The sequence below is a fragment of the Actinoallomurus oryzae genome (assembly GCF_039541955.1).
Lineage (GTDB): Bacteria > Actinomycetota > Actinomycetes > Streptosporangiales > Streptosporangiaceae > Actinoallomurus > Actinoallomurus oryzae.
In genome coordinates, this window is the sequence record NZ_BAABHF010000048.1 from 207,004 (window position 1) to 232,813 (window position 25,810).

Here is a 25,810-nt window from a genome sequence, read left to right on the forward strand (position 1 = left end):
GGTCATGTCGCTGCACGACCTTCTTGGGCCGCTGCTCCATCCGGCGTTCACTCTCGGGAGCACGCCGACGTCCTGGGGAGAGGTGCTCGGCTTCGTCACCGGCGCGGTCAACGTCTGGCTCGTCGTCCGCCAGCACATCGCGAACTGGCCGGTGGGCATCGCCAACGTCCTCCTGCTCGGCCTGATCTTCGTGGACGGCGGGCTGTACGCCGACGCGGGCCTGCAGGGCGTCTACGTCGTCCTCCAGGCGTGGGGGTGGTGGCAGTGGCTGTACGGCGGCCAGGGGCGTACCGAACTCGTCACCCAGCGCACCTCGCGCGCCGAGTGGGCCGGGCTCGCCGTGGCCGGCGTCGCCGCGACCGCCCTGCTGACCTGGATGCTCAGCGCCTGGACCGACTCCACCGTGCCGTTCTGGGACGCGCTGACGACCACGATCTCGCTCGCCGCGACGTACGGGCAGAGCCGCAAGCTGCTGGAGTCGTGGTGGCTGTGGATCGCCGCCGACCTGATCTACATCCCGCTGTACGCCTACAAGCACCTGTACCTGACGAGCGTCCTGTACGTGCTGTTCCTGGCGCTGTGCGTGGCCGGGCTGGTCGCGTGGCGGCGCGAGTGGGCGGCGCGGCAGGCGGCGACGCCCGTGCCGGCGGCGACGTGAGCCACGGCCTGGTGGTCGGCAAGTTCTACCCGCCGCACGCCGGTCACCACCACCTCATCGACACCGCCGCCGCGCGGTGCGACCGGCTGACCGTCGTGGTCGCCGCCTCCCCGGCGGAGACCATCCCGATCGCCCTGCGCGCCGCCTGGCTGCGCGAACGCCATCCGCAGCCGCACGTCGAGATCGTCGCGGCGGTCGACGACCACGAGGTCGACTACGGCTCAGACGCGGTCTGGGCGGCGCACGTCTCGGTGTTCCGCGCCGCCGCCGGGGACCCGGTCGACGTGGTGTTCAGCTCCGAGGAGTACGGCCCCGAGCTGGCCCGGCGCCTCGACGCCGAGCACGTGCCGGTCGACCCGGCGCGTACGCGTCACCCGATCAGCGGCACGGCCGTCCGCGCGGATCCGGCGGCCTGCTGGGAGTGGCTGTCGCCGCCCGTCCGCGCGTACCTGGCACGCCGCGTCGTTGTCGTCGGCGCGGAGTCGTCGGGCACCACGACACTCGCCCGCGCCCTCGCCGCCCACTACGCGCGGCGCGGCGGGGTGTGGGCGGCGACGCGGTGGGTGCCGGAGTACGGGCGGCTGTACTGCGAGGAGAAGCTCGCCCTGGCCCGCCGCCGCGACCCGCGTCTGTGGCTCGGCGACCTCGGCTGGGCCTCGGAGGAGTTCGCCCTGATCGCCGAACGCCAGCTCGCCGGGGAGGAGGCCGCCGCCCGGGCCGGCTCACCGCTGCTGGTCTGCGACACCGACGCGTTCGCCACCGAGCTGTGGCACGAGCGCTACGTCGGCACGCCGGCGCCGCCGCTGGCGCGTGCCCATCATGACCTGTGGATCCTCACCGGCACGGCCGGTGTGCCGTTCGAGCAGGACGGCTGGCGTGACGGCGAGACGATCCGCGAGGCGATGTCCGCGCGGTTCGCCGAAGAACTGCGGCGACGCCGCCTCCCGCACATCGCCGTGACCGGCCCGCACGAGCGCCGCCTGAGCGAGGCCGTCGACGCGATCGACACCCTCCTCGGCAAGGGCTGGACCTTCACGCCTCCGCGCTGATCCGGCAGGCGGCGAGCCGCTGTGCCGGTGTGGGATGGACGAACAGCGACCGTACCGAACGGCGGTACGCCCGCTGGACCACCGAGAACGCCCGCTCGGCCGCGGCGAGGCCGACCCAGCGTACGGCCAGCCGGTCGCAGTCGCGCTCACCGGCCCGGTTGACGACGGCGACGACGGCGACGACCGCGACCACGCCCGGGATCAGCGCGGGCGGCCACACCGCGCCCAGGTCGAAGAGGCACACGAGCGCGGTCATGAGGGCGGCCGGCCGCCGGAAGACGTCGTAACGGGCCAGGTGAGCGGCCTCGTGCGCGAGGAAGAACCGCGCGGCCTCCGGTACCACCGGCAGGCGTTCGTGCACCAGTACGACGGTCCGCCCGCCGGCGCGGAAGCAGCGCGCGAACCCACCGACCTGGCCGACGCGCACCGTGACCTCGCGCACGCCGCTGGGCCCGGCGACGGCCAGCATCGCGGCACTCAGCGCGGGCGCCGGAACGGTGCGGTACCGGCCGTCGCCCCGCAGGCCGGCCAGCCGCAGGTGCCGGATGACGGGAAGTGTCGCGAAGACGACGAGCTGGGCCAGCGGTTCGACGAACAGCGACGCCGCGGAGAACCCGGCCGCCACGACGACCGCCGTCACCGCGACTGACACGGCGAACGAGCCCCAGCACCAGGCCAGCCAGCGTCCGCGCCCGGGCATCGGCCGTGACGCCGCCGGGAGCCCGATCGTGTCCAGTCCAGCGGGGGGCATGCCCAGCAGCGTAAACCCGCACGGGCGCCGGCCGCGTCGGCGTGGTGCCTGCTCCGACGCTCGGCCTGTCACCCTGGCCCGGGTGGCAGCACCGTGCGGGCGGCGCGTCGGCTGCGGGCCTCGGCACCGAGGCGGGACCTCCGACCCGGAGACGGCGCGTCGTGCCACGGCTCCTACGCTCATCTTCCGGGGCGCAGGCTCCCCGGTCGCTTGGCGAAGGAGTAGGCGTGGGTGAGGTTCGGGTCGCCGTTCTGGACGACTATCAGCAGGTGGCCGCCTCCATGGCGGACTGGGAGGGGCTGCCCGGCGTCTCGACGCGCTTCTTCGCCGAGCACATCGCCGACCCCGACGCCCTGGTGGCCGTGCTGGAGCCGTTCGAGGTGATCGTGGCGATGCGGGAGCGCACGCCCTTTCCCCGCGACGTGCTCGCGCGCCTGCCGCGGCTGCGGCTGCTGGTCACGACGGGTATGCGCAACGCCTCGATCGACCTGGACGCGGCGCGGGAACTCGGCGTCGTCGTCTCCGGCACCCGCGGCAGCGCCGGGGGTACGGCCGAGCTCACCTGGGCCCTGATCCTCGGACTCGTACGGACCGTCGCGGCCGACGACGCCCGGATCCGGGCGGGTCGCTGGCAGGAGGCCGTCGGCCTCGACCTGGAGGGTCGTACGCTCGGCGTCGTGGGCCTCGGCCGGCTGGGCGCGCGGGTGGCCCGGGTCGGCCTGGCGTTCGGCATGAACGTCATCGCGTGGAGCCCGAACCTGACGGCGGAGCGGGCCGCCGAGCACGAGGTGACGCTCGCGGACAGGCGTGAGCTGTTCGGCTCGGCGGACATCGTGTCGCTGCACATGGCGCTGAGCGACCGTACCCGAGGCCTGATCGGCGAGCCCGACCTGCGGGCCATGAAGTCCAGCGCGTTCTTCGTCAACACCTCACGTGCCGGGCTGGTGGACCAGGACGCCCTCCGGAGAGCGCTCGAAGAAGGGTGGATCGCCGGGGCGGGGCTCGACGTGTTCGACGTCGAACCGCTGCCGGAGGACCACTGGCTGCGCTCCTCGCCGCGTACGCTCCTCTCGCCGCACATGGGGTACGTCACCGAGGAGAGCTACCGGATCTTCTACTCGCACGCGGTGGAGGACATCGCCGCCTTCCTGAACGGCGCGCCGATCCGCACGCTGTAGCCGAGCCCATTTCTCCGTCCGGTGATCCACCGGCGCGCCCGCACGGGACGGGCACGCCGGCGGCCCCCGGTCAGGGACGGGACTCGCGGGTGGGGTGTGCGGGCACGCGTACGGCCGAGGTGCCCAGGCCGGCGTGGGGTGGGTGCGGGAGTGGTGGGGTCATCGCCTCGCTGCGCAGGCGCAGGAGCTCGGGCTCGGTGTAGCGGACGCATCGGCGGTGCCACTCCAGGATGCCGGACATCCAGTCCTTCAGGTCCTGGACGTCGCGGGCGATGACGGCGCGGGCCTCCTCGTCCAGGTCGTGCTCCTCGAACATCACCGGCAGGTCGGCGGTCGCGATGTGCTCGAACTGGTGCATCCGGGCGGTCATGAGCTCGGCCGTGATGTCGCGGGCGGTGATGCGGTCGACGCCGAGGAAGTTCTGGATGACCAGGACGATGTTGTGCAGCTCGCCCTCGAACTCGATCTCCTTCTGGTAGGAGAACAGGTCGTTGGTGAAGCACGCGTAGTCCTGGGCCGCGGTCTCCAGCTCGTGCATGACGCGGGTCCGGTAGATCTCGTCCGGGACGGTCTCGGCGTGGGCGAGGCGGGCCAGGCTCCTCGTCATGTCCGAGCCGAACGTCTTGCGCCGCATCTCGACGTAGTCGATCGGGTCCGGCACGCGGCCCAGCGCCTGGTTCGCCAGCTCCCACAGCCAGCTCGCCGTCATGTCCTCCACCGCCGTACGGAACCGGCGCCGCGCGCGGTCCGTCATCGGCCCGGCCGTACGGCGCCACAGGTCGGCCAGGCCGCGTTCGAGCGGGTTCGCCGGCTCGGGGACCGGCAGGCCGTCCTCCAGCGGCATGAACAGGGACAGCCGGTCGTTGCAGGCCTTGGCCGCCGGCAGGTTGCGGCTCGATCCGAAGACCGCGGGGAAGTAGTCGTCGCCGTAGGTGCCCCAGGACAGCCAGTCGGTGGACAGGTGCAGCTGCTCGGGCTCGGCGTCGGCGTGGATCATCGAGGCGCAGTGGGCCAGGTCGAGGCCGATGAAACGCTTTTCGTCCCAGACGCCGGCCCGTGTTCCCGGCGCCGGGTCGAAGAAGCCCATGGCCCGCGCCCACCCCACGGAGTAGCGCCGCGCGTCGTCGAGGTGCGGGCTCATGCGGTGCGTGAAGGGCATGTACGGCTCCGGCAGCGGCAGGGGGCCGACCGGCTCGTACGGGCGGAAGGAGTGCTGCCGGATGCGATGCCGCAGACCCATCGCGACGGTGGCGGCCGAGGTGCCCAGGCCGGTCGGCCCGGACGGCAGCGATGATGCGTCGTTCATGTACCGGCTGGACCGGGCGTGCCACTCCTGCCCGCCGGACTGCCAGTCCTGCAGGCCCTTGACGTACGCGGCGACCGAGATCTGCTCGGCGGGGGACGCGCCGCCCTCGGCGAGCAGGCTCGGAACCTCGGTCAGCGCGGTGGTCTCGAACTGCTGGAGCCGCGAGGTCAGCAGGTCGTTGACCAGTTCGGCGGCCTCCTGCGTCGGGCAGCCGAAGAAGCGCTCGAAGACCAGGACGGCGTTGGAGTTCTCTCCTTCCTGCCGGACCTCGCGCTCGTAGGAGTAGAGGTCGTTGCGCAGGTGGACGGCGTCGGAGAAGGTGTCCGACAGCACCTGCATCGGCCGCGTCCGGGCGAACCGCTCGGGCAGTTCGGCGCCCGCGGCGTACTCCACGAGATTGGCCGACCAGGGGGCGCCGCCGACGCGTCGCCGCATCTGGACGTACTCGATCGGGTTGGCGATCCGGCCCTGATCGATGTTGTCCAGCTCCCACATCGACTCGACCATCAGGTTGTGGGTGCTGAGGATGAACCGGCGCCGCCAGTCGTCCGACATCGCCGGGACGGTGCGCTCCCACAGGTCTTTCAACCCGGCCTCCGCGGCGTTCTCCGGCTCCGGCGGGGTTTCGGTCATGAACAGTTCGAGCCGGTCGACGTACGCCCTGGCGGCCGGGAGATCCCGTGAGTACTTGAACTCCTCGAGAAACTGATCATCGAAGAAGAACACCCAGACGTACCAGTCGGTGATCAGATCCAGCGTCGGGCCGTCGCAGTCGGGATGGGTATAGGCGCACATCAGGCCGTAGTCCATCCGCGCCAAGTCGGTTTCGTCCCAAACGAGGCCGCCTCCGGGTTTGGGGGCGTCGAGCATTCCCATCTTTCGGGCCCAGGTGGTGCTGTGCTCTCGTGAACGCTCCAGATTTGGGTTGATTCGGGCGGGATACGGCATGTAGAAGTCAGGCATCACGAAAGGCTGCATGGAAAAAGACTTACCCCATGGCGACGTCGGCAATACCCGGATCAAGAAATGGCAATGTGATCGTTTTTGTATTGTAGGAAATTGTCGCTAATGTCGGCATCGCCCGTCCTTTGGCAAACGGGCGATGTCGGCTGGAAGTCAGAAGGGCAGCTTGGTGGGCGGGGACGGCTTCTTGTCCGTCCACGCCGATCCCCGCGCGACGTGATAATTGATCACGAAGCCGGGACGCTGCTCGGCGTACTCAGCGCCGGGCTCGGTCAGCACGTTCTCCGTGCCGAGGAACTCCCCGTCCTCGCTGAAGACGATCTCGGTACGGTTGCCGTACCCGTGGTAGAGCGGGCCGCTGGTCGGCCAGTCGGCGGCGAACGCGATGCCCTTCCGGCGGAGTGGGTCGGTCACGGTGCCCACCGAGTAGACGCCCGGCAGTCGCGGGAGCATTCGCATGATGCCGGCCCGGAGCTTGGGCGGCACCGGCGCGCTCATCAGGTCCTCGGAGATGGAGAGCAGCCGCTGCGCCGGGTTCTGGGGGTTCTGGAGATAGTTCTGGCGCAGCTGATCAGGGTCGGTGGACAGATGCCTTAGCTGTTCGAAGGTCACGCCGTTGGGGCTCGACTTGCTGCCCATGCCGGAGAAGTCGAACCGGCCGCCGGGCCTGGCCTGCCGGTGGTCGGCCTCCCAGCGTCCGGTCGACCGGGAGTAGGTCTGGTAGTGGTCGTTGGACCAGACGCGGAAGCTGCTCGGCGACCCGGCCTTGCGCCAGGCCGCCTTGTCCTCGGGTGTCTGTGGCCGCGCGGGCAGGTCACGGCCGTAGAACAGGTTGCCGCCCCCGGCCTTGACGGCGGTCCACTCGAAGGTCTCCCACGCCGCACCGGTGATCGCGTAGTTCCCGGTCTTCGCCGAGACGATGTAGGACACGCCCCAGACGGTGTCGGAGGTCCAGTACCGGCCCAGCGGCTGCGACTCGGCCTTGTCGGCGGCCAGCATGATCGGCTCGGCGCCCACCTTCCCGTCGCCTGGCGTCTTCTTCGGCGCGGGCGACCTGCCCGGTCCTTGGCCGCTGATCGCGACGGCCACCGCCGCGGCCGCGCCGACCGCCACGACGCCGATCGCCAGCCGCCTCACCGGCCGTCCCTGACGTCGCGGGGTCTCGACCGGCTGGGAGAGCGCCTTGTCCAGGTCACGGTAGCGGCGGTCCGCGTCGGGGGTGGCCTCCAGGTCCGCCGGTCGTGCCGCGGCCAGCGCATCCAGGATCTTCATCGTGTCGTCTCCGTTCGGTAAGCGGCGGCCCGGCGGCCTACGGTCTCGGGCGTCTCGTCGGTCATCGCCCGTTCGAGCCGCTTGCGTGCCCGGTGCAGCCGTACGAAGTACGTGGCCCGCGAACAGCCGATGACCTTCGCGGCCTCGTCGGTCGACAGGCCGTGCCAGGCCACGAGCGTCAGCAGTTCCCGGTCGGCGTCAGAAAGCGTCGCCAGCGCTCGCAGCACCGAGGTGCGCTCCTCCACGTCCTCTCCGATGTCGGGGACGGAGGAGGCCCAGTGCCGCAGCTCGGCGGCCAGCGACTCCTCGCGGGCCTTGGCGCGGTAGTTCTCCCGCAGGAGGTTCCGCGCGACGCCGAGGATCCAGGGCAGCGGCGGGTCCGGCAGGTCGTGGAAACGCCGCCAGACGACGCAGAACGTCTCGCTCGTCACCTCTTCGGCGAGCGTCCGCCCCGTACGGCTCACCGCGTAGGCGTGCACGCGCGGATAAAACTCGTCGTACAGGGCGGTGAACCGGCCGACCGCGTCCGGGTCTGTCACCATCGGGCCCCTTCGTTGTGGTTGGTGCCTTTATGGGTGCAGTGACGGGTGGGACCGGTTTCTTACACGGCGGCAGGCTACGTTTGTCGGGCGTCTTCGAGGGAGGAATCGCGTGTCCGGAAAGCGTGCGCTCGTCACTGGTGGTTCGCGAGGCATCGGGGCGGCGGTGGCCGCGCGGCTGGCGGCGGACGGCTTCACCGTCGCCGTCCACTGCGGATCCGACCTCACCGCCGCGCGGGCCGTCGCCGCCGGCCTTCCGGGCGAGGGCCACGTCGTCGTCTCCGGCGACCTCGCCGACCCGGCGCGGGTCGAGCGGTTCGTCGCCGAGGCGATCGCCGGTCTCGGCGGTGTGGACGTGCTGGTCAACAACGCGGCGGCCCACGGCGGCCGGCCGATCGACGCGACCTCCTACGAGGAGTGGCACGAGGGCTGGCGGCGTGTCATCGACGTCAACGTGCACGGCACGGCGAACGTGACCTGGTGCGTCGTCGACCACCTCCGCACGCGCCCCGAGGGCGCCGAGGGCGCACGCATCATCAACATCGGCTCGCGCGGCGCCTACCGCGGCGAGCCGGTCGCCGTCGCGTACGGGGCGAGCAAGGCGGCGGTCCACGCGATGACCCAGTCGCTGGCGGTCGCCCTCGCGCCGCACGGCATCGGCGTCGCGGCCGTCGCCCCGGGGTTCGTACGGACGGACATGGCCGAGGCACTGCTGTCCGGCCCGGCGGGCGACGGCGTCCGGGCGCAGAGCCCGTTCGGACGCGTCGCCGAGCCGGAGGAGGTCGCCGCGGCGGTGGCCTGGCTCGCCTCGCCGGACGCGCTGTGGGCCAGCGGCGCGGTGATCGACCTCAACGGCGCCTCCTACCTGCGTTAGTACTTCAGCAGCGAGACCTTGGCCAGGCAGCTCTGCACGGTGACGGCCTGGTCGGAGGTGTTGTAGACGCACATCCGCAGCCGGTTCGTGGCGTCGACGCCGAACTGGCCGCCGATCTGGTCGCGGATCGTGCCGTTCTCGTCGGCGGTGTAGGTGAGCCGCCACGGGTCATCGATGAAGGTCCCGTCGTCCTTGACCCTGGTCCACGCCACGTCGATCTTCGTGCCGGGGGCGAGGCCGCGCAGTTCGAACAGCGCGTCCGCGTTGACCCAGTACGCCGCGGTCGCGATCGCCACCGACACGCCGTTCTCGCCGTGGAGGCCGTGCTTGTCGCTGTACTCCTTGGTGAACTTGATGTCGGCGTTCGTACCGGCGTCGATGACCTGCGTACCGTCGACGCCGAGACTGCAGACCAGGGCCATGTCGTCGTCTCCTCCCGGCGTGGCGCCGACGCGCCACTGTCCGTAGTCGCTCTTCTCGGCCCGGTCGTAGTCACAGTCGACGCCGCCGATGGTGTGGCCGTTGCTGTACTGCTGCAGGTGGGCTCGCTTGTCCCACTTTCCGCCGGACCAGGCGTAGGTCTGCCACGCCCAGGTGGCGTGGCCGCCGTCCAGGGCGCGCTTCACCGGGCCGTACCCGCCGTAGATGCCGACCTGGTCCCGGCCGAGGACCGAGGCGGCGCCGTCGAGGTAGGCGTTGATGGCGCTCTGCTGGCCCGACGAGGCGTCCCAGTCGACGGCGAAGTAGACCGGGCGGCCGTCGGGCATCCCGCAGTCCCGCGCCTGGGTGCGTGCGTCCCTGGCGTCCGCGGCGCCGGCCGCCCTCCCGGCGAGCGCGCGCTTGGCGGTGGTCTCCCAGACGACGACGATCCAGATGCCGGCGTCGGTCAGCCTGCGGGCCTCGGACGCGGTGAGGTTCTTCGATGGACTGTGCGACAGGTACCGGCAGACGAATTTGACACCGGCGGACGTGAGCGCGGACATGGAGGGACGCCCGAAGGCGTAGTCGATCCCCTCAGGCACGGCGCCTCGTCGGACGTTTCATCCTGACCTCCCGGCCGTTGGTTCGGCGATGCGGCCAGGACCCAGTGTTGTACGGAATTGCGAAATTTGTGGTGGCTCGACGCTAAAGAGCCACTGAGAGCGCGCGCCCGCCACAGGGACGGGAACGCCACCCCTCGCATTCGCGACCGGCAGCGGCCCCCGCCGTCGCTGTGCCAGGCTTTCCGCATGTCATCGTCTCGCTCCGGGGGCGTCGCGTCCGACGTCGCCGCGTTCCACGCCGCCTTCGGCCTGCCGCGCAACGACGCGCCCACGGCCGACGTGCCCGCCGACCTCGCGGAGCTCCGCGTGCGCCTGCTCGTCGAGGAGGTCGAGGAGTTCGCCGCCGCCACCGAGGACCGCGACATCGTGGGCATCGCCGACGCGCTGGCCGACATCGTCTACGTCGCCTACGGCGCGGCCGTGACCTACGGGATCGACCTCGACGCGGTGCTGGCCGAGGTCCACCGCTCGAACATGACCAAGTTCGACGCCGACGGCCGCGCGGTGCTGCGCGAGGACGGCAAGGTCATGAAGTCCGCCCGCTACACGCCGCCGGACGTGGCCGGTGTCCTCCGCGAGCAGTCCCGCGTCCCCTGAAGGTCCGCACCGATCAGTCGAAGGTGATGATCGACCGCTTGCCGGACCGGCCCTTCGCCATGGCGTCGAGCACCGTGTTGGCGTCGCGCAGGCCGATCGAGGTGAACTCGGGCAGGATGCCGTGCGCCGCCGAGAACGCGAGGGTGTCGCGCGCGTCGTGCGGGGAGCCGGAGGGGTTGAGCATGGCGTGCAGCCGGTTGAGGACCATCGGCTGGGTGGGCAGGGTCAGCGGCTCGGAGTCGTACCCGCACAGCACGAGCGTGCCGTCGGGTGCCAGGCCGGTGAGCGTCGCCGACGCGGCCGCGGTGGACGGGGTGGCGTTGAGGATCACGTTCGCGCCGCCGTCCCAGGCACGGAGGGCCTCGGCCGGGTCGGAGTCCTGGGTGGCGATGAACCGCTCGGCGCCCATCTCCCTCGCCGCCCCCTCGCCCCGGTTCGACCGGCCGATGACGGCCACGCGGGCTCCCATGGCGACGGCGTAGCGGACCGCCAGCGCGCCGACGCCGCCGGCGCCGATGACCGCGACGCGCGAGGTGGCGGTGGTCCCGGCCTGCCGCAGGCTGTTGAAGGCGGTCAGGCCCGCGCACATCAGCGGGGCCGCGGCGACCGGGTCGAGCCCCTCCGGCAGCGGGGTCACGAAGTCGGCCTTGAGGACGGCGTATTCGGCGTAACCGCCGTCCATGACGATGCCCGTGATGCGTTTCTGAGGACAGAGGATCTGCTCACCGCGCACGCAGTAGTCGCAGTGGCGGCAGGAGTCGCCGAGGAACTGCGCGCCCACGGAGACGCCGACCTCCGGCCATGACACGCCCGGACCGGTGGCGGCCACCACGCCCGTGATCTCGTGGCCGGGGACGACCGGGAAGCGGGCGATGGGCCACTGCCCCTGGAGCAGGTCCAGGTCCGTGTGGCAGATCCCGCACGCGGTGATCTTGACGAGGACCTCACCCTGTCCGGGTTCGGGCACCTCGCGTTCGGTGAGTGTGAGCGGCTCATCGACCGCGGTGGCAATGGCCGTAAGCATGAGTGGACCCCGATTCTGTCGCCGTTGTGACGAGCGTAAACGGGCCGCTCGGACAGGCATCGCGCGAGGTCGGCGACGTGCGGGCCCGGCGCGCTCCGGGCCGGGAGCCTCAGGAGGCGCCGAGGCTCCACAGGGTGATCGCGAGGTTCTCCCCGCAGGTGATGGCGATCGGGTGACCGGCGAGTTCGCCGAAGGCGACCGGTACGGTCGGCTCGGCGGGCGAGGGGCCGGCGGGGAGGGGGTCGCCGAGCTGCTCGCGGGTGGTCAGGTCCCACACGCGGACGGCGCGGTCGGCGCCGCTGGTCAGCACGGTCGGCCGCCCGCCGCGTACGCCGAACGCCACGGACATGACCGCGCAGGTATGCACCAGCGGCTCGCCCGTTTCATGCCGGGTGGCCAGGTCCCACACGCGTACGGTCTGGTCGTACCCGCCCGTGATCGCGACCGGCCGGCCCGCCAGCCGTCCGCACGTCACCGACATGACGGAGTTCGTGTGCCCGGTCAGCGGCAGTCCGGTCGGACGCCGGTCGCCGAGGTCGAGGACGCGCACCGACTGGTCCCATGCGCCGCCGACGACCGCGACGGTGCGCCCGTCGACCTGGCCGCACGCCACCGACATGACGCTGTTGTTGTGGACCAGCGGAGGGCCGGCCTCGCGGCGCTCGGTGAGGTCCCACAGGCGTACCGACCGGTCGTCGCTCACGCTCACCGCCACCGGGCGGCCGTCGAGCACGCCGAGCGCGATCGAGACCACCGCGCCGGTGTGGCCGCGCAGCGGCTCGCCGGCCGGCTTCCCGGTCTCCAGGTCCCACAGGTACAGCGCGTGGTCCTGGCAGCCGGTGATCGCGATCGAGCGGTCGCCCAGCCGTCCGCAGGCCACCGCCAGGACGGCGGTGTCGTGCCGCAGCGGCGGGCCGTACTGCTGGTGCGCGGCCAGGTCCCACACCCGCGCGGTGCGGTCGTGCCCGCCGGTCACCGCGATCGGGCGGTCGCCGAGCCGCCCGTACGTCGCGCAGGCGATGGTACGAGTGTGCCCGGTCAGCGGGTCGCCGATCGGCGTGCCGGCCGGCAGCGAACCCGACGTGGTCCGGTGGTTCAGCATGGACACCACGTCGGTGGCGCTGGGCCGCTTGGCCGGGTTCTTCAGCAGGCAGACCGAGACGATGTCGCGCAGCGGCTCGGGCACCCCGCCGACCTCGGGCTCGTCGTGCGTGATGCGGTACATCACGCCGTGGCCGTAGTCGTCGTCGCTGAACCCGAACGGCGGCTTGCCCGTCGCGGCGTAGACCATCGTCGACGCCCACGCGAACACGTCGGTGTGCGGCCCCAGCGGTCCGCCGGTGACCTGCTCCGGCGCCATGTACGGGGGCGTCCCTCGCCGGTCGCGGTCCGGTTGGGCGATCGTGGCGAGCGCGCGGGCGATCCCGAAGTCGACGACGCGCGCGCCGTCGGGGCCGGTCAGGATGTTGCCCGGCTTGAAGTCGCAGTGCACCAGGCCCGCGGCGTGGATCGCGGCGAGCGCGGAGGCGGTGCCGGTGGCGAGTGTCAGCAGCTCACCGGAGCCGTACGGCCCGTCCCGGTGCACCCGCTCCAGGACGGACTCCCCGGCGATGTACTCGCTGACGATGTACGGCCGGCCCAGGAGCTCGCCGGAGTCGAGGACCCGTGCCGCGTAGTTCTTCACCCGCCCGGCGGCCTCGATCTCCCGGGCGAACAGGCGCCGCCCGCGTACCGTGCCGCTGAACCACGGATGCAGCAGTTTGATCGCGACCTTGCGGCCGTCCTTGGTCGTCGCCAGGTAGACGACGCCCTGGCCGCCCTCGCCCAGCCGGGCGATCAGCTGGTACTCCTCGATCCGGTCCGGGTCGCCGGGGAGCCGGGGATAGGGGCCCGGCACTCTACGCTTGCCCCAGCTCGTCGATCGACTTTCTGAGGTCGTCCACCTCGACCGAGTCGCCCGCGAACTGCCGGACGACGCGGAGCAGGTCGCTCAGCCCGTTCGGATGCTCCTCACAGGAACAGATGATCGCGGTCAGGTCCGTACGGTCGTCGCCGGACCGCCGGGGTTTGATCACCGTCGCCAGGGCCAGCGGGAGCTCGGCGACGATCTGGTCGCGCAGGTGGCGGCTGCGGAGCTGCCGGACGCCCAGCGCGCGGTCGACGACGTCGTCGAGGACGGGCGATCCGTCGGCGATCGTGATCGCCGCGGGAGGCGGAGGCAGCTGCGGCGGGTCCGGCGTCGTGGGCACGGCGGACACGACGACGCCCGCGTCGGTGATCGTGGGCGGTGCCGCCGGCACCGGGCGGACGGGCGCCGCCAGCCCCGGCACCGTGATCCACGCGCTGGTGACGGTCTCCTTCACCCGCAGCTCGATCCGGTGGTACTCGGCCGGGTTCACCAGCCCCAGGCCATGCCGGATGACGTCGTCGTGGACGCGTTCGGAAGTGATCAGCGCGAGCTCGGCGCCGGTCAGCCGCAGGATCTCCTTGAGGTGGGGCGCCTCCAGGATCCGGAACGCGTGGTTGACGGCGGTGCCGACCAGGCCTTCGGCGTCGGAGCGCGCGATGCCGGTGTGCACGGCCAGCCGGAGCCGCATCCGGGCGGGCTCGATGGAGACGTCGTTGTGCCGCCGCACCTCGGCGCGCAGCCGTGCGGTCACCGAGGTCAGCAGCAGCGCCGTGTCGACGGACGGCGGGACCACGACGAGCGCGCCGTCGCCGCGGTCCTCCCGGTAACACCCGTCGTACGGCACGTCGGAGTCGTCGAAGCTCCTGCGCAGGCCCTCGTAGAGCGCCGTACGGATCTTGTGGCGGTCGAGGTCGGTGCGCGAACGGTGGCCGAAGGAGGCGACGTCGCACACGAACAGCGAGCACAGGCCATTGGGTGTCCACCCGCCGTATCGTCTGGGCATGCGCCGTCGCCTCGGTCCCCTGTCCGCTCACGATCCCCCGAGACCATGTAGCACGAACCGCCGCGAACCCGTCAAGGTCAGATGACGCAGAAAGGTCATGGAACCGCGACGGGTTCGCGGACCTCTTCCAGGGCCAGGCGCTTCTTGATCCGTGCCACCGCCCGAGCGGGCAGCCAGCGGCCCGGCCGGATCAGCAACGGCACCGCGAGCGCCGTCAGCACGATCGCGCCGAAGACGAACCACGCGGCCGCCCGGGGCTGGAGCTCGGCCACGATGTAGCCGGCGCTGAGCGCGCCCAGGGGGACCGCGCCGCTGGTGAGGAACCGGTTGATGCCGATCACCCGTCCGAGCAGATGCTCCGGCACCTGCCCGGTCTGGTGGTTGACGATGGCGACGTTGAGGAAGCCGCCCGTGACGCTCAGGCCGCCCCAGGCGATCAGCCCGACGACCGGCTGGGCGGACACGGCGACGATGAAGGTCAGCGCGGCCCACGCCACGACGCACACCTTGATGATGTTCCGCTCGTCGCGGACGTGTTTGCCCGCGCTGGGCGCGACGACCGATCCGATCAGCCCGCCGACGCCGGAGGTGGCGAGCAGCACTCCGATCCGCGCGCTGGACAGGTGCTGCTGTTCGGCCAGGACGACGAGGAGCAGCAGGACGGTCTGGAACAGGAAGTTGCCCACCGAGCACACGACGACGACCGTGCGCAGGAACGAGTTGAGGATCACCATCCTCAGGCCGTCGACCAGCGAGATCCGGGAACGGGCGTGCTCGGGCCGGGCGGTCCCCTGCGGCTGGTAGTCCGTCTTGTCCATCATGAGAAGGGCGACGAGTGACCACAGGGAGGCCAGCAGGTTGACGTAATAGGGATAGGACTCGCGCTGGCCGAAGAGGAAGCCGCCGAGGGGTTTGCCCGCCATGAAGGCCAGGTGGCCGCGCGCCTCGTTCATCGCGAGGGCCGACGGCAGCTCGGCGGGGTTCACGACGCGCTGCACCGCGGTGACCTCGGCGGCGCTGTAGAGCACGAGAAAGGATCCTTCGCAGAGCGCGGCCACGACGAGCACCGGCTTGGGATGGGCGTCGAAGCCGAGCGCGTAGACGACCATGGCACAGGCCGCGAGCCGTCCGAGCTGGCCGATGAACATCAGCAGCCGCCGGTTGAAACGGTCTACGAACCAGCCCGCGGGCAGGTGCATCAACAGGGCGGGAATGGTGCTCGCCGCGCCGACGTACCCGGCGAACACCGGAGAGTGGGTCAGGACGAGCGCCAGCAGAGGGTTGGCGGTCGCGGCGCACATCCCCCCGAACTGGGAGGCCGCTGATGCACTCCACAGCAGTGTGAAGTCACGCCATCTCATCGGCGCTGAGTTCCTCCGGAGCGACCGCTCTCATCGGCCGTTCTTTCCGCTGACGAGAGCACCGTCGAACGACGGCAACCGCTTATTCCAGCGCGTTGCCGGACAAAACGGGCATCTGCCGATATCACATTTTTGATGCACGCAAGAAATGGCGCTCCAGGGTAGGCGCCACGCTCGTCACCTAGATACCCGGCTACGCACCGTACCAGTGCCGGAAGCGCTTCACCTCATGACCAACCGGATTCCCGCAAAGACAAATGGAACGTCTGGCACGTGTTTCCCGAGTGCCGTCCGCGCGGCCGGATGGTGCCCGGGAGAATTGTTTCAACGCGCCATGAGGCGCTCCGCCTCCTTGCGAAGGTGCTCGGGGAGCGGAGGCCGCCGGGCCTTGACCGCGCGCTCGGCCAGCCCGGCCGCGGTGTCGGCGTCCCCCTCCAGCCGCAGGACCCGGGCGACGCGGAGCAGCACCGGGCCGCTGTCGCCGGCGCCGTCCACGAGTTCGAGCTCCTTGGCCCGGGAGACCTCGGCGTCCGCACAGGTCTTCTTGGCCAGGAACCAGGCGGCCCGGCTGGAGGGACGGTCGCCGTAGTTGACCCGGTCCAGGTCGCGCAGCGCGGGCTCGGCGCGGTTGAGGTCGGCCAGCATCTCGCCGCGGAGACGGATCGCCTCCGGGGTCGCGCCGTTCTGGCTGAGCGCGTCGTCGAGGATCGCGATGGCGGCCTGGGCGCGGCCGGCGTGCCACAGGGCGTGGGCCAGCGCCGTCTTGACGAACGTGTCACCGGGCAGCTGGGTGAGGGCGGCCCGCAGCCGGCTCACGGCCTCCGTCGTCTCACTGCCGATCTTCAACCGGCCCACCGCGGCCAGGAGCATGCCGACGTGCGCGGTGTCGCCCAGCGAGCCGAACACGGTGATCGCGGTCTCGTAGTGCTCGGCGGCCCTTTCCATCCGTCCCTGGCCGTACGCGATGGTGCCCAGCAGGCACTCGGCCGCCCCGCGCACCGGCCGGTCGGCGCCGGCCTCGCGGGCCACCGCCGTGGCGAGACGCCGGGCCAGGTCGAGGTCGCCGGCCGCGAACGCCGTCTCCGCCGCGTCGAGCCGGGGCCGCTCGTGCCGTACCGACGCCGCCGCCTCCGCGTCGAGACGCCGGACGACGGGGCGGAGCCGCGCCTGCGGCAGGCGGTAGCGGCGCCGGCCCGCGTGCCGGTCGGCGACCAGCAGGCGCACGTCCTCCAGCGCGCGTACGACGGCGTTGGGCAGGTCGCGTGTGAGGCGTCGCCCCTCGGTGACCCCGTCGGCGTCCGGCTTGCGGCCGAAGACCTGGCGGAACCACGTGGCCAGCGCGCTCGGCCATTCGCCGTACGCCGTCGCGACCGCCGCCAGCGACCGCAGGCAGTGGTCGCCGAGCGCGCGGTCGACCGCCTTCGGCAGGCGGTCGGCATCGTCGTCGCCGCCGTCCCCCGGAGGGAACTCCTCCCACAGGCGGCTGCACACGATCTGCAGGAGTGCCGGATCGATGGCGGTGTCGCCGGCGCCCAGCTCGTCGACGAGCCGCTCGGCGCTCGCCGCGAGCGGGTGGCCGGTGTCGCTCAGCGGTCCGCTGACCACCTGACGGGCGGCGGAGGGGCTGAAGGCGCGCAGCGGGAACCGGGTGAGGTGCCGGACCGGCATGCCCGCGCGTATGAGGAGCGCTTGGAGGTCGTCGAGGTGCTCCGTGCGGACGGCGATGAGCAGATGGAGGTCGTGCCGGGCCGCCGTGGCCTCGACGAGTTCGTCGGCGAACCGCCGGCGATGGTCGTCTCGCTCGTGGTTGCCGAGGAAGAGCAGGTCGGTCTGGTCGATCGCGGCGAGTACGGGGATCGCGTCGCCGTGCCGGTCGACGCCGGCGTTCTTGCGCACGAGACCGCGGATCGAGGAGCCCGCGATGCGCATGGGCGAGTCCTCGGGATACCAGGACGCGAGCAGCGCGAACGTGAAGGGGTTGATGTCGGGCAGCGCGGCCAGCGGGAAGTCGGCCAGGAACGCCAGCCGCCCGATGGGCAGCACGCGTGAGTCCGTGCTCGCGTCGAGTTCGGGCAGTACGCCGGCGCGCAGCAGGGAGGTCTTCCCCACGCCGGCGGGGCCGTGGAGGATCGTCACCCGGTGATCGCGCCAGAGTTTCGCCAGGGCCGCCGCCTCGCGGGCCCTGCCGTGGAAGATCGCCTCATCCGCCGTGTCGAACGGACGTGAGCCGACGAAAGGGGAACGCGTGCTCATAGCATGATCACGTCATTACCGGGATGACCAACGGGTCGTGCTTGGCGGGGTGATGACGACGACACCTACACCCGCCCGGTGCCGCGAAGCCAACGAAGTCAAGGCGGAAGTCTGGCCGAATGTGGAAGTCGCCGGGCCCGCTGGAAAGCCCCGCGTCAGAGCTTGTTGTCGAATCCCGCCCCGTCGGCCGCCTCGCGGGACGGGTGGATCGCCTCCAGGACGGCGCTCGCGAGCACCGGGTTGTCGGCGGATCGCAGGAGGTCGGAGGTGACTCCCCGCAGGTCGATGGTGAGCGGTGGCATGATGCCTCCCCGGTGAGTCCGCTGCCCGGTCCGGATTGTCCCCACAATATAACTCGATTTCCTGCATTTTCCTTCAAGCGGCGCTAACTGTCTTTCCGGGCCGCCCGCAGTCGTATGCGTCGTATGACACACAGGGGCGGGAAGATTCTCTCGTTGCGTAGATGAATGCGCCGTTTCGGACATAGTCTTGCTAATCATCGGGGAGACCGGGTGACGCGGAGGTGAACCGAGTGGCGGGGCCAGAGAAGACCGGCGCGACGCAGGACATGCGCGTTCCCCCGGTCTGGGGGAACGTTCCCCAGCGCAACAAGAACTTCACCGGCCGCGAGGAGTTGCTCGCCGCCCTCCGCGAGGGGATCGCCAGCCAGGTCACCGCCGTGGTCCCGCAACCCCACGCGCTGCACGGCCTCGGCGGGGTCGGCAAGACGCTCACGGCGGTCGAGTACATCTACCGCTACCGGCACACCTATGACGTCGTCTGGTGGATCCCCTCCGACCAGCCCTTCATGGTCAAGACCGCCCTGGCCGAGCTCGCCCCCCACCTCGGGCTGCCGCCCGCCGCGGTGAGCGGCATCGAGGACGCGGCCCGTGAGGTGCTCGACGCCCTGCGCCGCGGTGAGCCCTACGACAAGTGGCTGCTGGTGTTCGACAACGCCGACCAGCCCGAAGACCTGCTCGACAGCATTCCGCGCGACTCCGGGCACGTGCTCATCACCTCGCGCAACCACCGCTGGGAGAGCCTCTTCGACGCCGTCCCGGTCGACGTGTTCCGCCGCGAGGAGAGCGTGGAGTTCCTCACCAAGCGGGTGCGCGGCGCGATCACCGCCGAGGACGCCGCGCGCCTGGCGGAGCAGCTGGGGGACCTGCCGCTGGCGCTGGAGCAGGCCGGAGCGCTGCTGTTCGAACGCGGCATGAGCGCCTCGGAGTACCTCGAACAGCTCGCCGACCGCACCAGCCAGCTGCTCTCCCAGGGCCGGCCGGCGGAGTACCCGGTGCCCATGACCGCCGCGTGGAGCGTGTCGGTGGCCAACCTCAGCGAGAGCCTCCCGGAGGCCGTCGACCTGCTGCGGATCTGCGCCTTCTTCGGCTCCGAGCCCATCCCGCGCGAGGCCATCGGAAAGGCGCCGCCGGGGCTGCGGCCCGAGGTCGCCGCCCTGATCTCCGACCCGATCCGGCTGGGCCGAGCGGTCGGCGAGCTCGGCCGGTACGCCCTGGCCCGGCTCGACATCCCCGGCCGCACCATCCAGGTGCACCGGCTGGTCCAGAAGCTGGTCCAGGACGAGCTGTCCCCCGAGGAGCAGGAGCGGATCCAGCACGAGGTCCACCTGCTGCTGGCCGCGTACAACGCCGGCGACCCCGACGACGACACGAGCTGGCCGAGGTACGGCGACCTTTTGGGTCACCTGGCGCCCGCGAAGGTGTCCGACTGCCCGGCGCGCGAGGTACGGGAGTTCGCCATCCGGATGCTGCGCTACCTGTTCAGCTCCGGCGACTACCACTCCGCCCAGACCCTGGCCGACGACTTCATCGAGCGGTGGAGCGCCGAGTCCGGGCCGCAGCACCGCGACGTCATCGAGGTCCAGCTCGCGCAGACCAACACCCTTCGCGAACTCGGGAACTACGAGGAGGCGTCCGCGCTCAACGTCGAGATCCTCACCGCCGCGGAGAAGGTGCTGGGCTCCGACAACGACGTCACCCTCCTGGCGCTGCGCGGGTCGGCCGCCGACCTGCGCGCCGCAGGCGACTTCCGCACCGCGCTCGACCGCGACCGCGAGGCGCTGCGCCGCTACGAGGAGAAGTACGGTCCCGACGACGCGGGCACGCTCCGCGCCGTCAACAACCTCGCCATCGACTACGGCCTGATCAGCGACTACGCGCGATCGCGGGAACTGCACCACCGGTCGTTCATCGGCTGGAAGCGGCAGGAGAGCCGCACCATCATGGCCAGCCTGCTCAACGCGCTGAACGGGCTGGCCCGCGCGGTACGGCTGACCGGCGACTACTCCGAGGCGTGCGACCTCGGCGACGACGCCTACGCCATCGGCCTGGACGCGCTGGGCGCCGAGCACAACTGGACACTCCGTACGGGCAAGGACCTGTCGATCGCGCTGCGCAGGTACGGCGAACTCGAGCGGGCCGAGGAGATGGCCGTCCAGGTGCAGGACCGCTGCACCCGGCTGTTCGGCCTCGACTCTCCCGACACTCTCGCGGCCGCGATGTGCCTGTCCAACCTGTGGCGCACCGTCGGCCGGCTCGACGAGGCCACGGGCCTCGTCGCCGACTCGGCCGCCCGGTACGCCAAGGTCTTCAGCGCCGACCATCCGTTCAGCCTCTCGTGCCTGAGCAACCTGGCCGTCCTCCGCCGCGTCCAGGGCAACCCGCAGGAGGCGCGGAAGCTGAACGAACGGGCGCTCGCGGGCCTGGAGGCCAGGCTCGGCCTCGACCACCACTACTCGCTCACCGTGGCCGTCAACCTCGCCAGCGACCTGGCCGCCCTCGGAGAGATCGAGGCGGCGTGCGAGCTCGGCGAGGACACGCTGCGGCGCCTTCACCGCCTGTTCGGCGAGGATCACCCGCTCACCCTGACCGGCTCCGCGAACCTGTCGGTCGACCTGATGGCGGCCGGGCAGACCGAACGCGCCCAGGAGCTGAGCGAGCAGACCCGGGCCGGCTACCAGCGGACCGTCGGGCTGAACCACCCGGACGCCCAGGTCTTCCTCGAAGGCCGGCACCTGGACGCCGACTTCGACCCGCCCCCGATCTAACCTCTGAGCGCCTCCAGGTCCCGCGACACCTCGGCGTGGATGTGGGTGATCAGCCGCTGGAGGTCGTGGCAGTACACCGTGGGGTTGCGGAAGCCGCGGCCGCTCCGGTAGCGGTGCGTGTAGTGGCCCGCGCCGCAGACCTGGTGCAGCCGGCACTCCTGGCACTCCTCGGCCAGCGCCAGGCCGCGGATCTGCCGGGCCGCGATCGACGGGAGCAGCAACGCGGCCTCGAACGGGTCGCGTGACACGTGCAGCGCCGTGCCGGTCGCTCCCTCGAACGCCGACTTCAGCGTGTCGACCTGCTCGATCTCACCGTTGGTCTCCACCACGACGATGGCGACGGGAGACAGGCCGACCGCCTCACCCGTCGACGGCCGGCCGAACAGCAGCATCATGATCTCTTCGAAGAGGCGTACCTGCGTCGCCTTCTCCGGCGACCGGTACCAGCGGTCGAAGATGGCGACGAGCCAGTCCCCGTACGGAGTCGAGTCGTCGGGCGGCCGTGCGGGCGGCGGCGTGTCCCAGTTGCCGTGCGGGAGCAGGAAGTTGATGGCGGGCGGCTCGAACTCCAGCATCGCCTCGTACGTGCGCACCGGGTCGTTCTGGATGTCCACCGTGCTGAGCAGGCCGTTGAACAGGTGCCGGTACGGCGCGGCGCGCAGCCGCTCCACGCCCGCGCGTACGGCCGAGAAGCTGCCCTGGCCGTTCGCCCACCTGCGGTGCCGGTCGTGCCCCTCCTCGTCGCCGTCGAGGCTGACCCCGACCTGCACGCCGTACTCACGGAAGAGCTCGAGGACCGGCGGGTCGAGCAGGATGCCGTTGGTCTGGACGTTGAACCGCACCCGCACGTCCGGCGCACAGGCGGTGAGCACCGCCTCCACGGTGTACCGCAGGTGGTCGACGCCGGCGAGGAGGGGTTCGCCGCCGTGCAGGGTGACGTCGACGCGGTCGAGCAGCTTCGCCCGCGCGTGCTCGGCGATCCGCATGGCGACCTGGTCGATGGTCGGCTTGGCCATCTTCCGCGGCTGACGGCGCCAGCTCTGGTCGGCCATCTCGTACATGTAGCAGTAGTCACACGACAGGTTGCAGCGGCTGTGCACCTTGAGGATGAACTCTCGGAACGGCGTGGGCCGCCAGCCTCTGCCCAGCAGGGCCCGTACGTCGAGGGTGTCCGGCCACTCCGGGGCGCCGGGTGTCTCCTGCCGGGATGACGTCATGGGTCATGTACCGCCGTTACCGTTGGTCCGGGTCCACCGTTCGTGCTCCCGCGACTTCCCGCCCACGTGGATGATCTTCCGGTCCCAGGACACCGGGCGGAAGCCGGCCTCCTCGACCACCCGGCGCGAGGGCGCGTTCGCCGGCTGGATGTACGCGTCGAGCCGGGCGAGCCCGAGCTCCTCGAACGCGTACGGGACGGCCAGCCGTACCGCCTCCGCCACGTACCCGTGCCCGGAGGTCGCCGCGAAGCCCCCGTAGCCGAGCGAGCCCCGCGGATCAGGCGCCTTCCGCTCGATCTGGTTGATGTTGACCAGCCCGGCGAGCTGCCGGGTGGCGTTCACCCGTACGACGAACCCGACCGCGTTGACCCCGTCGAACCGGTCGAGATACTCGGCGAACTCCGCCGCCTCCGTGGGTGCGAAGATCAGCCCACGGTGCATGTTCGCGCTGTCCCGTGCCAGCGCGACGAACTCCTCCCCATCCTCGGCGGCCACCGGCCGCAGGGAGATGCGTTCCCCCACAAGCAACCTCACGCCGAGAAAAGTAACTCTTGGCAGCAAAGCGCAAAAGCCCGGACGAGTGGGACGGCTAGCCTTTCCGGATGTCGTCGCCGAACCTGCGGCACTCGGTGCGCGCCATCATCCTGGACGAAGACGACCGCGTCCTGCTGTGCCGATGCGCCGTTCCGGACCCGGCTCCGGCCGTCGTGTGGGTGGCCCCGGGCGGGGGCGTCGAGCCAGGCGAACCGACCCTCGCCGCCCTGCGCCGCGAGCTGCTCGAAGAGGTCGGCCTCGTCCTCGGCGCCGACCCGCCGCACGTGTGGCGGCAGCGGGTCGAGTCGCCTGGGTACGTCGCGGGCCACGACGGCGTGGTGAACGACTACTTCCTCGTCCGCACCGAGTCGTTCGATCCCCGTGGCACGCTGTCCGACGACGAACTCGCCGCCGAGAACATCAGCGGCCTTCGATGGTGGCGGCCGCAGGACATCGCCGCGTACCGCGGCCCCGACCTGTTCTCCCCCCGCGACCTCGCCACGCCGCTGACGGCGCTGCTCGCCCACGGCGTTCCCGCGCAGGTGGTGAGACTCGGCCTGTGAGCCCCGTTCCGGCCGGGCGCCTGTGTGGCGGTGCCGGCGCACCGCCTCCTGCGCTTCTACCTCCCGAATGGGACGTTTCTTGAGCGCCTTGAGGATGCCCGCAACAGGCCCTGAACCGTATAACTAACCACAAAAACCGCGATTGGGCATTCGCGTCCGGGTCCGGGCCACTGCTGACCCTTTCTGCTCACCGTCCGCCGATGAACATGGTCGCGGGGACGAATAGTTCATGCCCGGTAGTGAATCGAATGCGCACTCCGGCGGCCGTCCACTCGGCCGCCCGGACGCCGAAACCCCCGTCACCGGCGGCGTTGATGTCGACCCGGTGCCCGTAGGACAGGCTCGGATCGCTGCCGATTACGAGGTGATACGACTCGCCATGGAGCAGTGTCCGTTCGCCCGTGCGGATTACTGAATCCATTTCGCGCGGCGCGCGGGGCGGGGAGGTCCTTACGGCAGGAAGATGGCGTACTCGCCGAGTGTCTCGGTCAGCGTGGGTGGCAGCTCCGCCAGCGCCGACAGCTCCTCTACGGAGGTGAACCCGCCGCACTGCTCGCGTGCCCGTACGATGCGGTCAACCAGTTCGGTGTTCATGCGCGGCAGCTGCGCCAGCACGTACGGCGGCACATGGTTGACGTCGATCAGGCCACCGTCGTCGAACCCGCGGGGCAGATCCGGCCGCCCGATGCGCAGCTCCCATGCCATGACCGGGTCACGCGCGGTCTCGCGCGCCGCGGCGCGAAGCTCCCGCCGCCCGGTGGCGATTCTGACGGCGCCTTCGTAGCTGGGATTCAGGGGCGTTCGAGGGGCCAGGGGCGGCCGTGCGGCGAAGGCCCGCGAACGGATGGCGAACGCGTGCGCCGTGCCGCCGAGCCACAGGACGACGATCGCCGCGGTGAAGACGGTTCTCCTCACCGAGGAGTCGGGCGAGTTCGTAGTGGCGAAACACGTGACCGTCAGCGCCAGGTAGCCGACCACCGCCAGCCAGTGGATGGCCTTGCGCAGGCGAATCGCCGGAAACACGAAGACCAGCGTCGTGCCGATGCCGAGAGTGATCAGCGGCACGAGCGCCCAGATCAAGCTGACGGCCGTGCGGGTTCTTCTGCCCATGGGTGTCCTCCCTGTTGTCCCTTGGACGGGCCGGAGGGAGCACCGGATCACCCCAGCACGACGATTTTCCCGGGACCAGCGAGCTCACGTGCCGGTCGGCTCCAGTTCCGCCTTCCCACGGGACGCGGTCCAGGCATCGACGATGCGGTCCAGGGTGCGCCTGCCCCACCGGCTCATCGTCGGGTTGGAGTCGAGGTAGTACCAGACCAGCCCCATCGCCTGCTGGAACGCCCAGGCCATCCCGCGCCGCCACTGGACGTCGCCGCATCCGAGCTCGCGGCGGAGGATGCCGCGCTGGGTCTCGTCGAGGAGGTGCCAGGCCGCCACGAGGTCGAGCGCCGGGTCCGCCGGGCCGAAGCCGCCGCCGTCCACGACGCCGACGAGACGGCCGTCTTCGACGAGGACGTTGGGCGGGATGAGGTCGCCGTGGCACATCGCGTCCTCGTCGACCTCGGGCAGCGTCCGAAGCTCCGCCCAGATCCGCCGGAGGAGGGGTACGTCGAGCAGGTCCTCGCTTCGCCGGAAGCATGTCTCGAGCCACTGGTCGTGGTCCGGGAGGTGCCCGCCGCGACCGGTGCCGCCGAAGCGTCGCCCACGGGTATCGTCGGCGCGCAACCCGGCGATGAGCCCGGCCAGGTCATGGGCGAACGCGTTCGACCCTGCGGGGTCCTCGACCGTCGCGTCGTGGCCGGACAGCCAGGTCTGGACGCTCCACGGCAGCGGATAGCCCGGGCCCGGCTCGCCGATCGCCACCGGCTCCGGGGTGGGCACGGCGGCGGCGTCGGCCAGCTCACGCGCGGCCTCGGCCTCGGCCACCAGCGACGCGCGGGCCTGCGCCGGGTCGTCACCGACCAGCGGGAAGCGGGCGGCCAGGTCGTGGCCGATCCGGAAGATCGCGTTCACGGTCCCAGGCGTGCGCAACTCGGTGACCGGCAGTCCGCGCCACTGGGGGAACTGTGCCTCGACCAGCCGGCGGACGGTCTGCGCGTCGACGTGGAGCTGGTCGGGGTGCATCGTCATGCCGCCATCCTGACCGTAGGCGACCGCCGGTGTCCTCCGATTTTCGCGGCAGGCTCGGCGCCGTCATCCCCCGACCAGCCGCCAGCGTCCGGTCGAGACGACGTCCACCTCCTCGCCGCGGACCCGGATCGCCGAGTCGTCGTCGAGCAGGTAGAGCGGGAAGTCCACGCTCGCCGCCAGCCGGTCCGCCCATGCCTCGTCGCGGCTGGGGAAGGACGGGGAGTCGAGGTGCGGCTTGACGTACCAGTCGAACAGCGGGCAGGCCGGCTTGATCCGCTCCTCGCCGAGGAGGTGGAGGTCGGCCAGGTCACCGAGCAGGTCGGCCGCCCGCTCGTCGAAGTGCCGGCTGAAGATCATCGAGCCGGCGAGGCGGTCACGATCGCGGCGACCCGGGCCTCGGCGCAGGGCTTGCCCAGCAACTCCGCAAACGCCTGTCGCCGTGTGTCGTTGGCCAGTCCGTTCGAGGTCAGCAGCATCCGCATGGCCCCGATTCTGTCGCATGCGGCCGGCCGGTCAGGC

General features: G+C 71.2%; 24 protein-coding genes. 7 read left to right on the forward strand and 17 right to left on the reverse strand.

Annotation, left to right across the window (positions count from 1 at the left end):
- Window positions 1–4 precede the first annotated feature (4 nt).
- Window positions 5–658, forward strand: a complete 654-nt coding sequence (gene pnuC, locus ABEA10_RS40525; RefSeq protein ID WP_345473272.1) for a nicotinamide riboside transporter PnuC — start codon at window positions 5–7, stop codon at window positions 656–658.
- Window positions 601–1,707: an AAA family ATPase gene (locus tag ABEA10_RS40530; protein ID WP_345473275.1), complete on the forward strand. Its 1,107-nt coding sequence runs from the start codon at window positions 601–603 to the stop codon at window positions 1,705–1,707. Before pnuC ends, ABEA10_RS40530 begins: the two co-directional genes overlap by 58 nt.
- Here the strand turns inward: ABEA10_RS40530 and ABEA10_RS40535 are convergent.
- Window positions 1,691–2,458: a M48 family metalloprotease gene (locus ABEA10_RS40535; RefSeq protein WP_345473278.1), complete on the reverse strand. Its 768-nt coding sequence runs from the start codon at window positions 2,456–2,458 to the stop codon at window positions 1,691–1,693. The genes ABEA10_RS40530 and ABEA10_RS40535 overlap by 17 nt on opposite strands.
- A gap of 227 nt (window positions 2,459–2,685) precedes the next feature.
- Between ABEA10_RS40535 and ABEA10_RS40540 the strand changes: the two genes are divergently transcribed.
- Window positions 2,686–3,636 carry a D-2-hydroxyacid dehydrogenase family protein gene (locus ABEA10_RS40540; protein WP_345473280.1) on the forward strand — a complete coding sequence of 317 codons (951 nt, stop codon included), beginning with the start codon at window positions 2,686–2,688 and terminating at the stop codon, window positions 3,634–3,636.
- A 70-nt stretch (window positions 3,637–3,706) separates the two neighbouring features.
- On the opposite strand, the gene ABEA10_RS40545 is transcribed toward ABEA10_RS40540, so the two are convergent.
- The 3 genes from ABEA10_RS40545 to ABEA10_RS40555 form a co-directional block, all read right to left on the reverse strand.
- Complete coding sequence (locus ABEA10_RS40545) at window positions 3,707–5,920, reverse strand: terpene synthase family protein (RefSeq protein ID WP_425551024.1); 2,214 nt, start codon at window positions 5,918–5,920, stop codon at window positions 3,707–3,709.
- A gap of 138 nt (window positions 5,921–6,058) precedes the next feature.
- A complete protein-coding gene (locus ABEA10_RS40550) occupies window positions 6,059–7,177 on the reverse strand; it encodes a hypothetical protein (protein ID WP_345473282.1) in 1,119 nt (372 codons plus the stop codon).
- On the reverse strand, window positions 7,174–7,719 hold the full coding sequence (locus tag ABEA10_RS40555; protein WP_345473284.1) for an RNA polymerase sigma factor: 546 nt from the start codon (window positions 7,717–7,719) through the stop codon (window positions 7,174–7,176). The genes ABEA10_RS40550 and ABEA10_RS40555 overlap by 4 nt, the downstream gene beginning before the upstream one ends.
- A 109-nt stretch (window positions 7,720–7,828) precedes the next feature.
- On the opposite strand from ABEA10_RS40555, the gene ABEA10_RS40560 reads away from it, so the two are divergent.
- A complete protein-coding gene (locus ABEA10_RS40560) occupies window positions 7,829–8,590 on the forward strand; it encodes an SDR family NAD(P)-dependent oxidoreductase (protein WP_345473286.1) in 762 nt (253 codons plus the stop codon).
- Here ABEA10_RS40560 and ABEA10_RS40565 read toward each other — a convergent pair.
- Window positions 8,587–9,612 (reverse strand): glycoside hydrolase domain-containing protein, encoded by a 1,026-nt coding sequence (locus ABEA10_RS40565; protein WP_345473287.1) that lies wholly within the window; start codon window positions 9,610–9,612, stop codon window positions 8,587–8,589. The two genes, ABEA10_RS40560 and ABEA10_RS40565, sit on opposite strands and share 4 nt — an antisense overlap.
- A 207-nt stretch (window positions 9,613–9,819) precedes the next feature.
- Between ABEA10_RS40565 and ABEA10_RS40570 the strand changes: the two genes are divergently transcribed.
- Window positions 9,820–10,230 (forward strand): pyrophosphohydrolase domain-containing protein, encoded by a 411-nt coding sequence (locus ABEA10_RS40570; protein ID WP_345473289.1) that lies wholly within the window; start codon window positions 9,820–9,822, stop codon window positions 10,228–10,230.
- 13 nt (window positions 10,231–10,243) lie between these two features.
- Here the strand turns inward: ABEA10_RS40570 and ABEA10_RS40575 are convergent, their stop codons facing one another.
- The 6 genes from ABEA10_RS40575 to ABEA10_RS40600 form a co-directional block, all read right to left on the reverse strand.
- Window positions 10,244–11,254 carry an alcohol dehydrogenase catalytic domain-containing protein gene (locus tag ABEA10_RS40575; RefSeq protein WP_345473291.1) on the reverse strand — a complete coding sequence of 337 codons (1,011 nt, stop codon included), beginning with the start codon at window positions 11,252–11,254 and terminating at the stop codon, window positions 10,244–10,246.
- A gap of 109 nt (window positions 11,255–11,363) precedes the next feature.
- A complete protein-coding gene (locus tag ABEA10_RS40580; RefSeq protein ID WP_345473293.1) occupies window positions 11,364–13,151 on the reverse strand; it encodes a protein kinase domain-containing protein in 1,788 nt (595 codons plus the stop codon).
- 1 nt (window position 13,152) lies between these two features.
- Entirely contained in the window at window positions 13,153–14,166 is a 1,014-nt protein-coding gene (locus ABEA10_RS40585; RefSeq protein WP_345473296.1) for an effector-associated domain 2-containing protein, read from the reverse strand.
- 95 nt (window positions 14,167–14,261) lie between these two features.
- On the reverse strand, window positions 14,262–15,527 hold the full coding sequence (locus ABEA10_RS40590; protein WP_345473298.1) for an MFS transporter: 1,266 nt from the start codon (window positions 15,525–15,527) through the stop codon (window positions 14,262–14,264).
- Window positions 15,528–15,851: 324 nt separating this feature from the next.
- Window positions 15,852–17,780: an nSTAND1 domain-containing NTPase gene (locus ABEA10_RS40595; RefSeq protein ID WP_345473300.1), complete on the reverse strand. Its 1,929-nt coding sequence runs from the start codon at window positions 17,778–17,780 to the stop codon at window positions 15,852–15,854.
- Between the two features lie 155 nt (window positions 17,781–17,935).
- A complete protein-coding gene (locus tag ABEA10_RS40600; protein ID WP_345473302.1) occupies window positions 17,936–18,082 on the reverse strand; it encodes a hypothetical protein in 147 nt (48 codons plus the stop codon).
- Window positions 18,083–18,312: 230 nt separating this feature from the next.
- Between ABEA10_RS40600 and fxsT the strand changes: the two genes are divergently transcribed.
- Window positions 18,313–20,847 (forward strand): FxSxx-COOH system tetratricopeptide repeat protein, encoded by a 2,535-nt coding sequence (gene fxsT / locus ABEA10_RS40605; protein WP_345473304.1) that lies wholly within the window; start codon window positions 18,313–18,315, stop codon window positions 20,845–20,847.
- Here the strand turns inward: fxsT and ABEA10_RS40610 are convergent.
- Together ABEA10_RS40610 and ABEA10_RS40615 are read right to left on the reverse strand one after the other, a co-directional pair.
- Complete coding sequence (locus ABEA10_RS40610; protein ID WP_345473306.1) at window positions 20,844–22,064, reverse strand: FxsB family cyclophane-forming radical SAM/SPASM peptide maturase; 1,221 nt, start codon at window positions 22,062–22,064, stop codon at window positions 20,844–20,846. The two genes, fxsT and ABEA10_RS40610, sit on opposite strands and share 4 nt — an antisense overlap.
- Window positions 22,065–22,067: 3 nt before the next feature.
- Complete coding sequence (locus tag ABEA10_RS40615; RefSeq protein WP_345473308.1) at window positions 22,068–22,598, reverse strand: GNAT family N-acetyltransferase; 531 nt, start codon at window positions 22,596–22,598, stop codon at window positions 22,068–22,070.
- A gap of 68 nt (window positions 22,599–22,666) precedes the next feature.
- Between ABEA10_RS40615 and ABEA10_RS40620 the strand changes: the two genes are divergently transcribed.
- Window positions 22,667–23,161, forward strand: coding sequence for an NUDIX hydrolase (locus tag ABEA10_RS40620; protein ID WP_345473309.1), 495 nt, complete (start codon window positions 22,667–22,669; stop codon window positions 23,159–23,161).
- 450 nt (window positions 23,162–23,611) lie between these two features.
- Here the strand turns inward: ABEA10_RS40620 and ABEA10_RS40625 are convergent, their stop codons facing one another.
- From ABEA10_RS40625 to ABEA10_RS40640, 4 genes are all read right to left on the reverse strand, one after another.
- On the reverse strand, window positions 23,612–24,271 hold the full coding sequence (locus ABEA10_RS40625) for a ComEA family DNA-binding protein (protein ID WP_345473311.1): 660 nt from the start codon (window positions 24,269–24,271) through the stop codon (window positions 23,612–23,614).
- Between the two features lie 84 nt (window positions 24,272–24,355).
- Window positions 24,356–25,291, reverse strand: coding sequence for a phosphotransferase (locus ABEA10_RS40630; RefSeq protein ID WP_345473313.1), 936 nt, complete (start codon window positions 25,289–25,291; stop codon window positions 24,356–24,358).
- Window positions 25,292–25,354: 63 nt separating this feature from the next.
- Window positions 25,355–25,648, reverse strand: coding sequence for a Type 1 glutamine amidotransferase-like domain-containing protein (locus tag ABEA10_RS40635; RefSeq protein WP_345473315.1), 294 nt, complete (start codon window positions 25,646–25,648; stop codon window positions 25,355–25,357).
- Entirely contained in the window at window positions 25,645–25,773 is a 129-nt protein-coding gene (locus tag ABEA10_RS40640) for a hypothetical protein (RefSeq protein ID WP_345473317.1), read from the reverse strand. Before ABEA10_RS40640 ends, ABEA10_RS40635 begins: the two co-directional genes overlap by 4 nt.
- Between the last annotated feature and the right edge of the window lie 37 nt (window positions 25,774–25,810).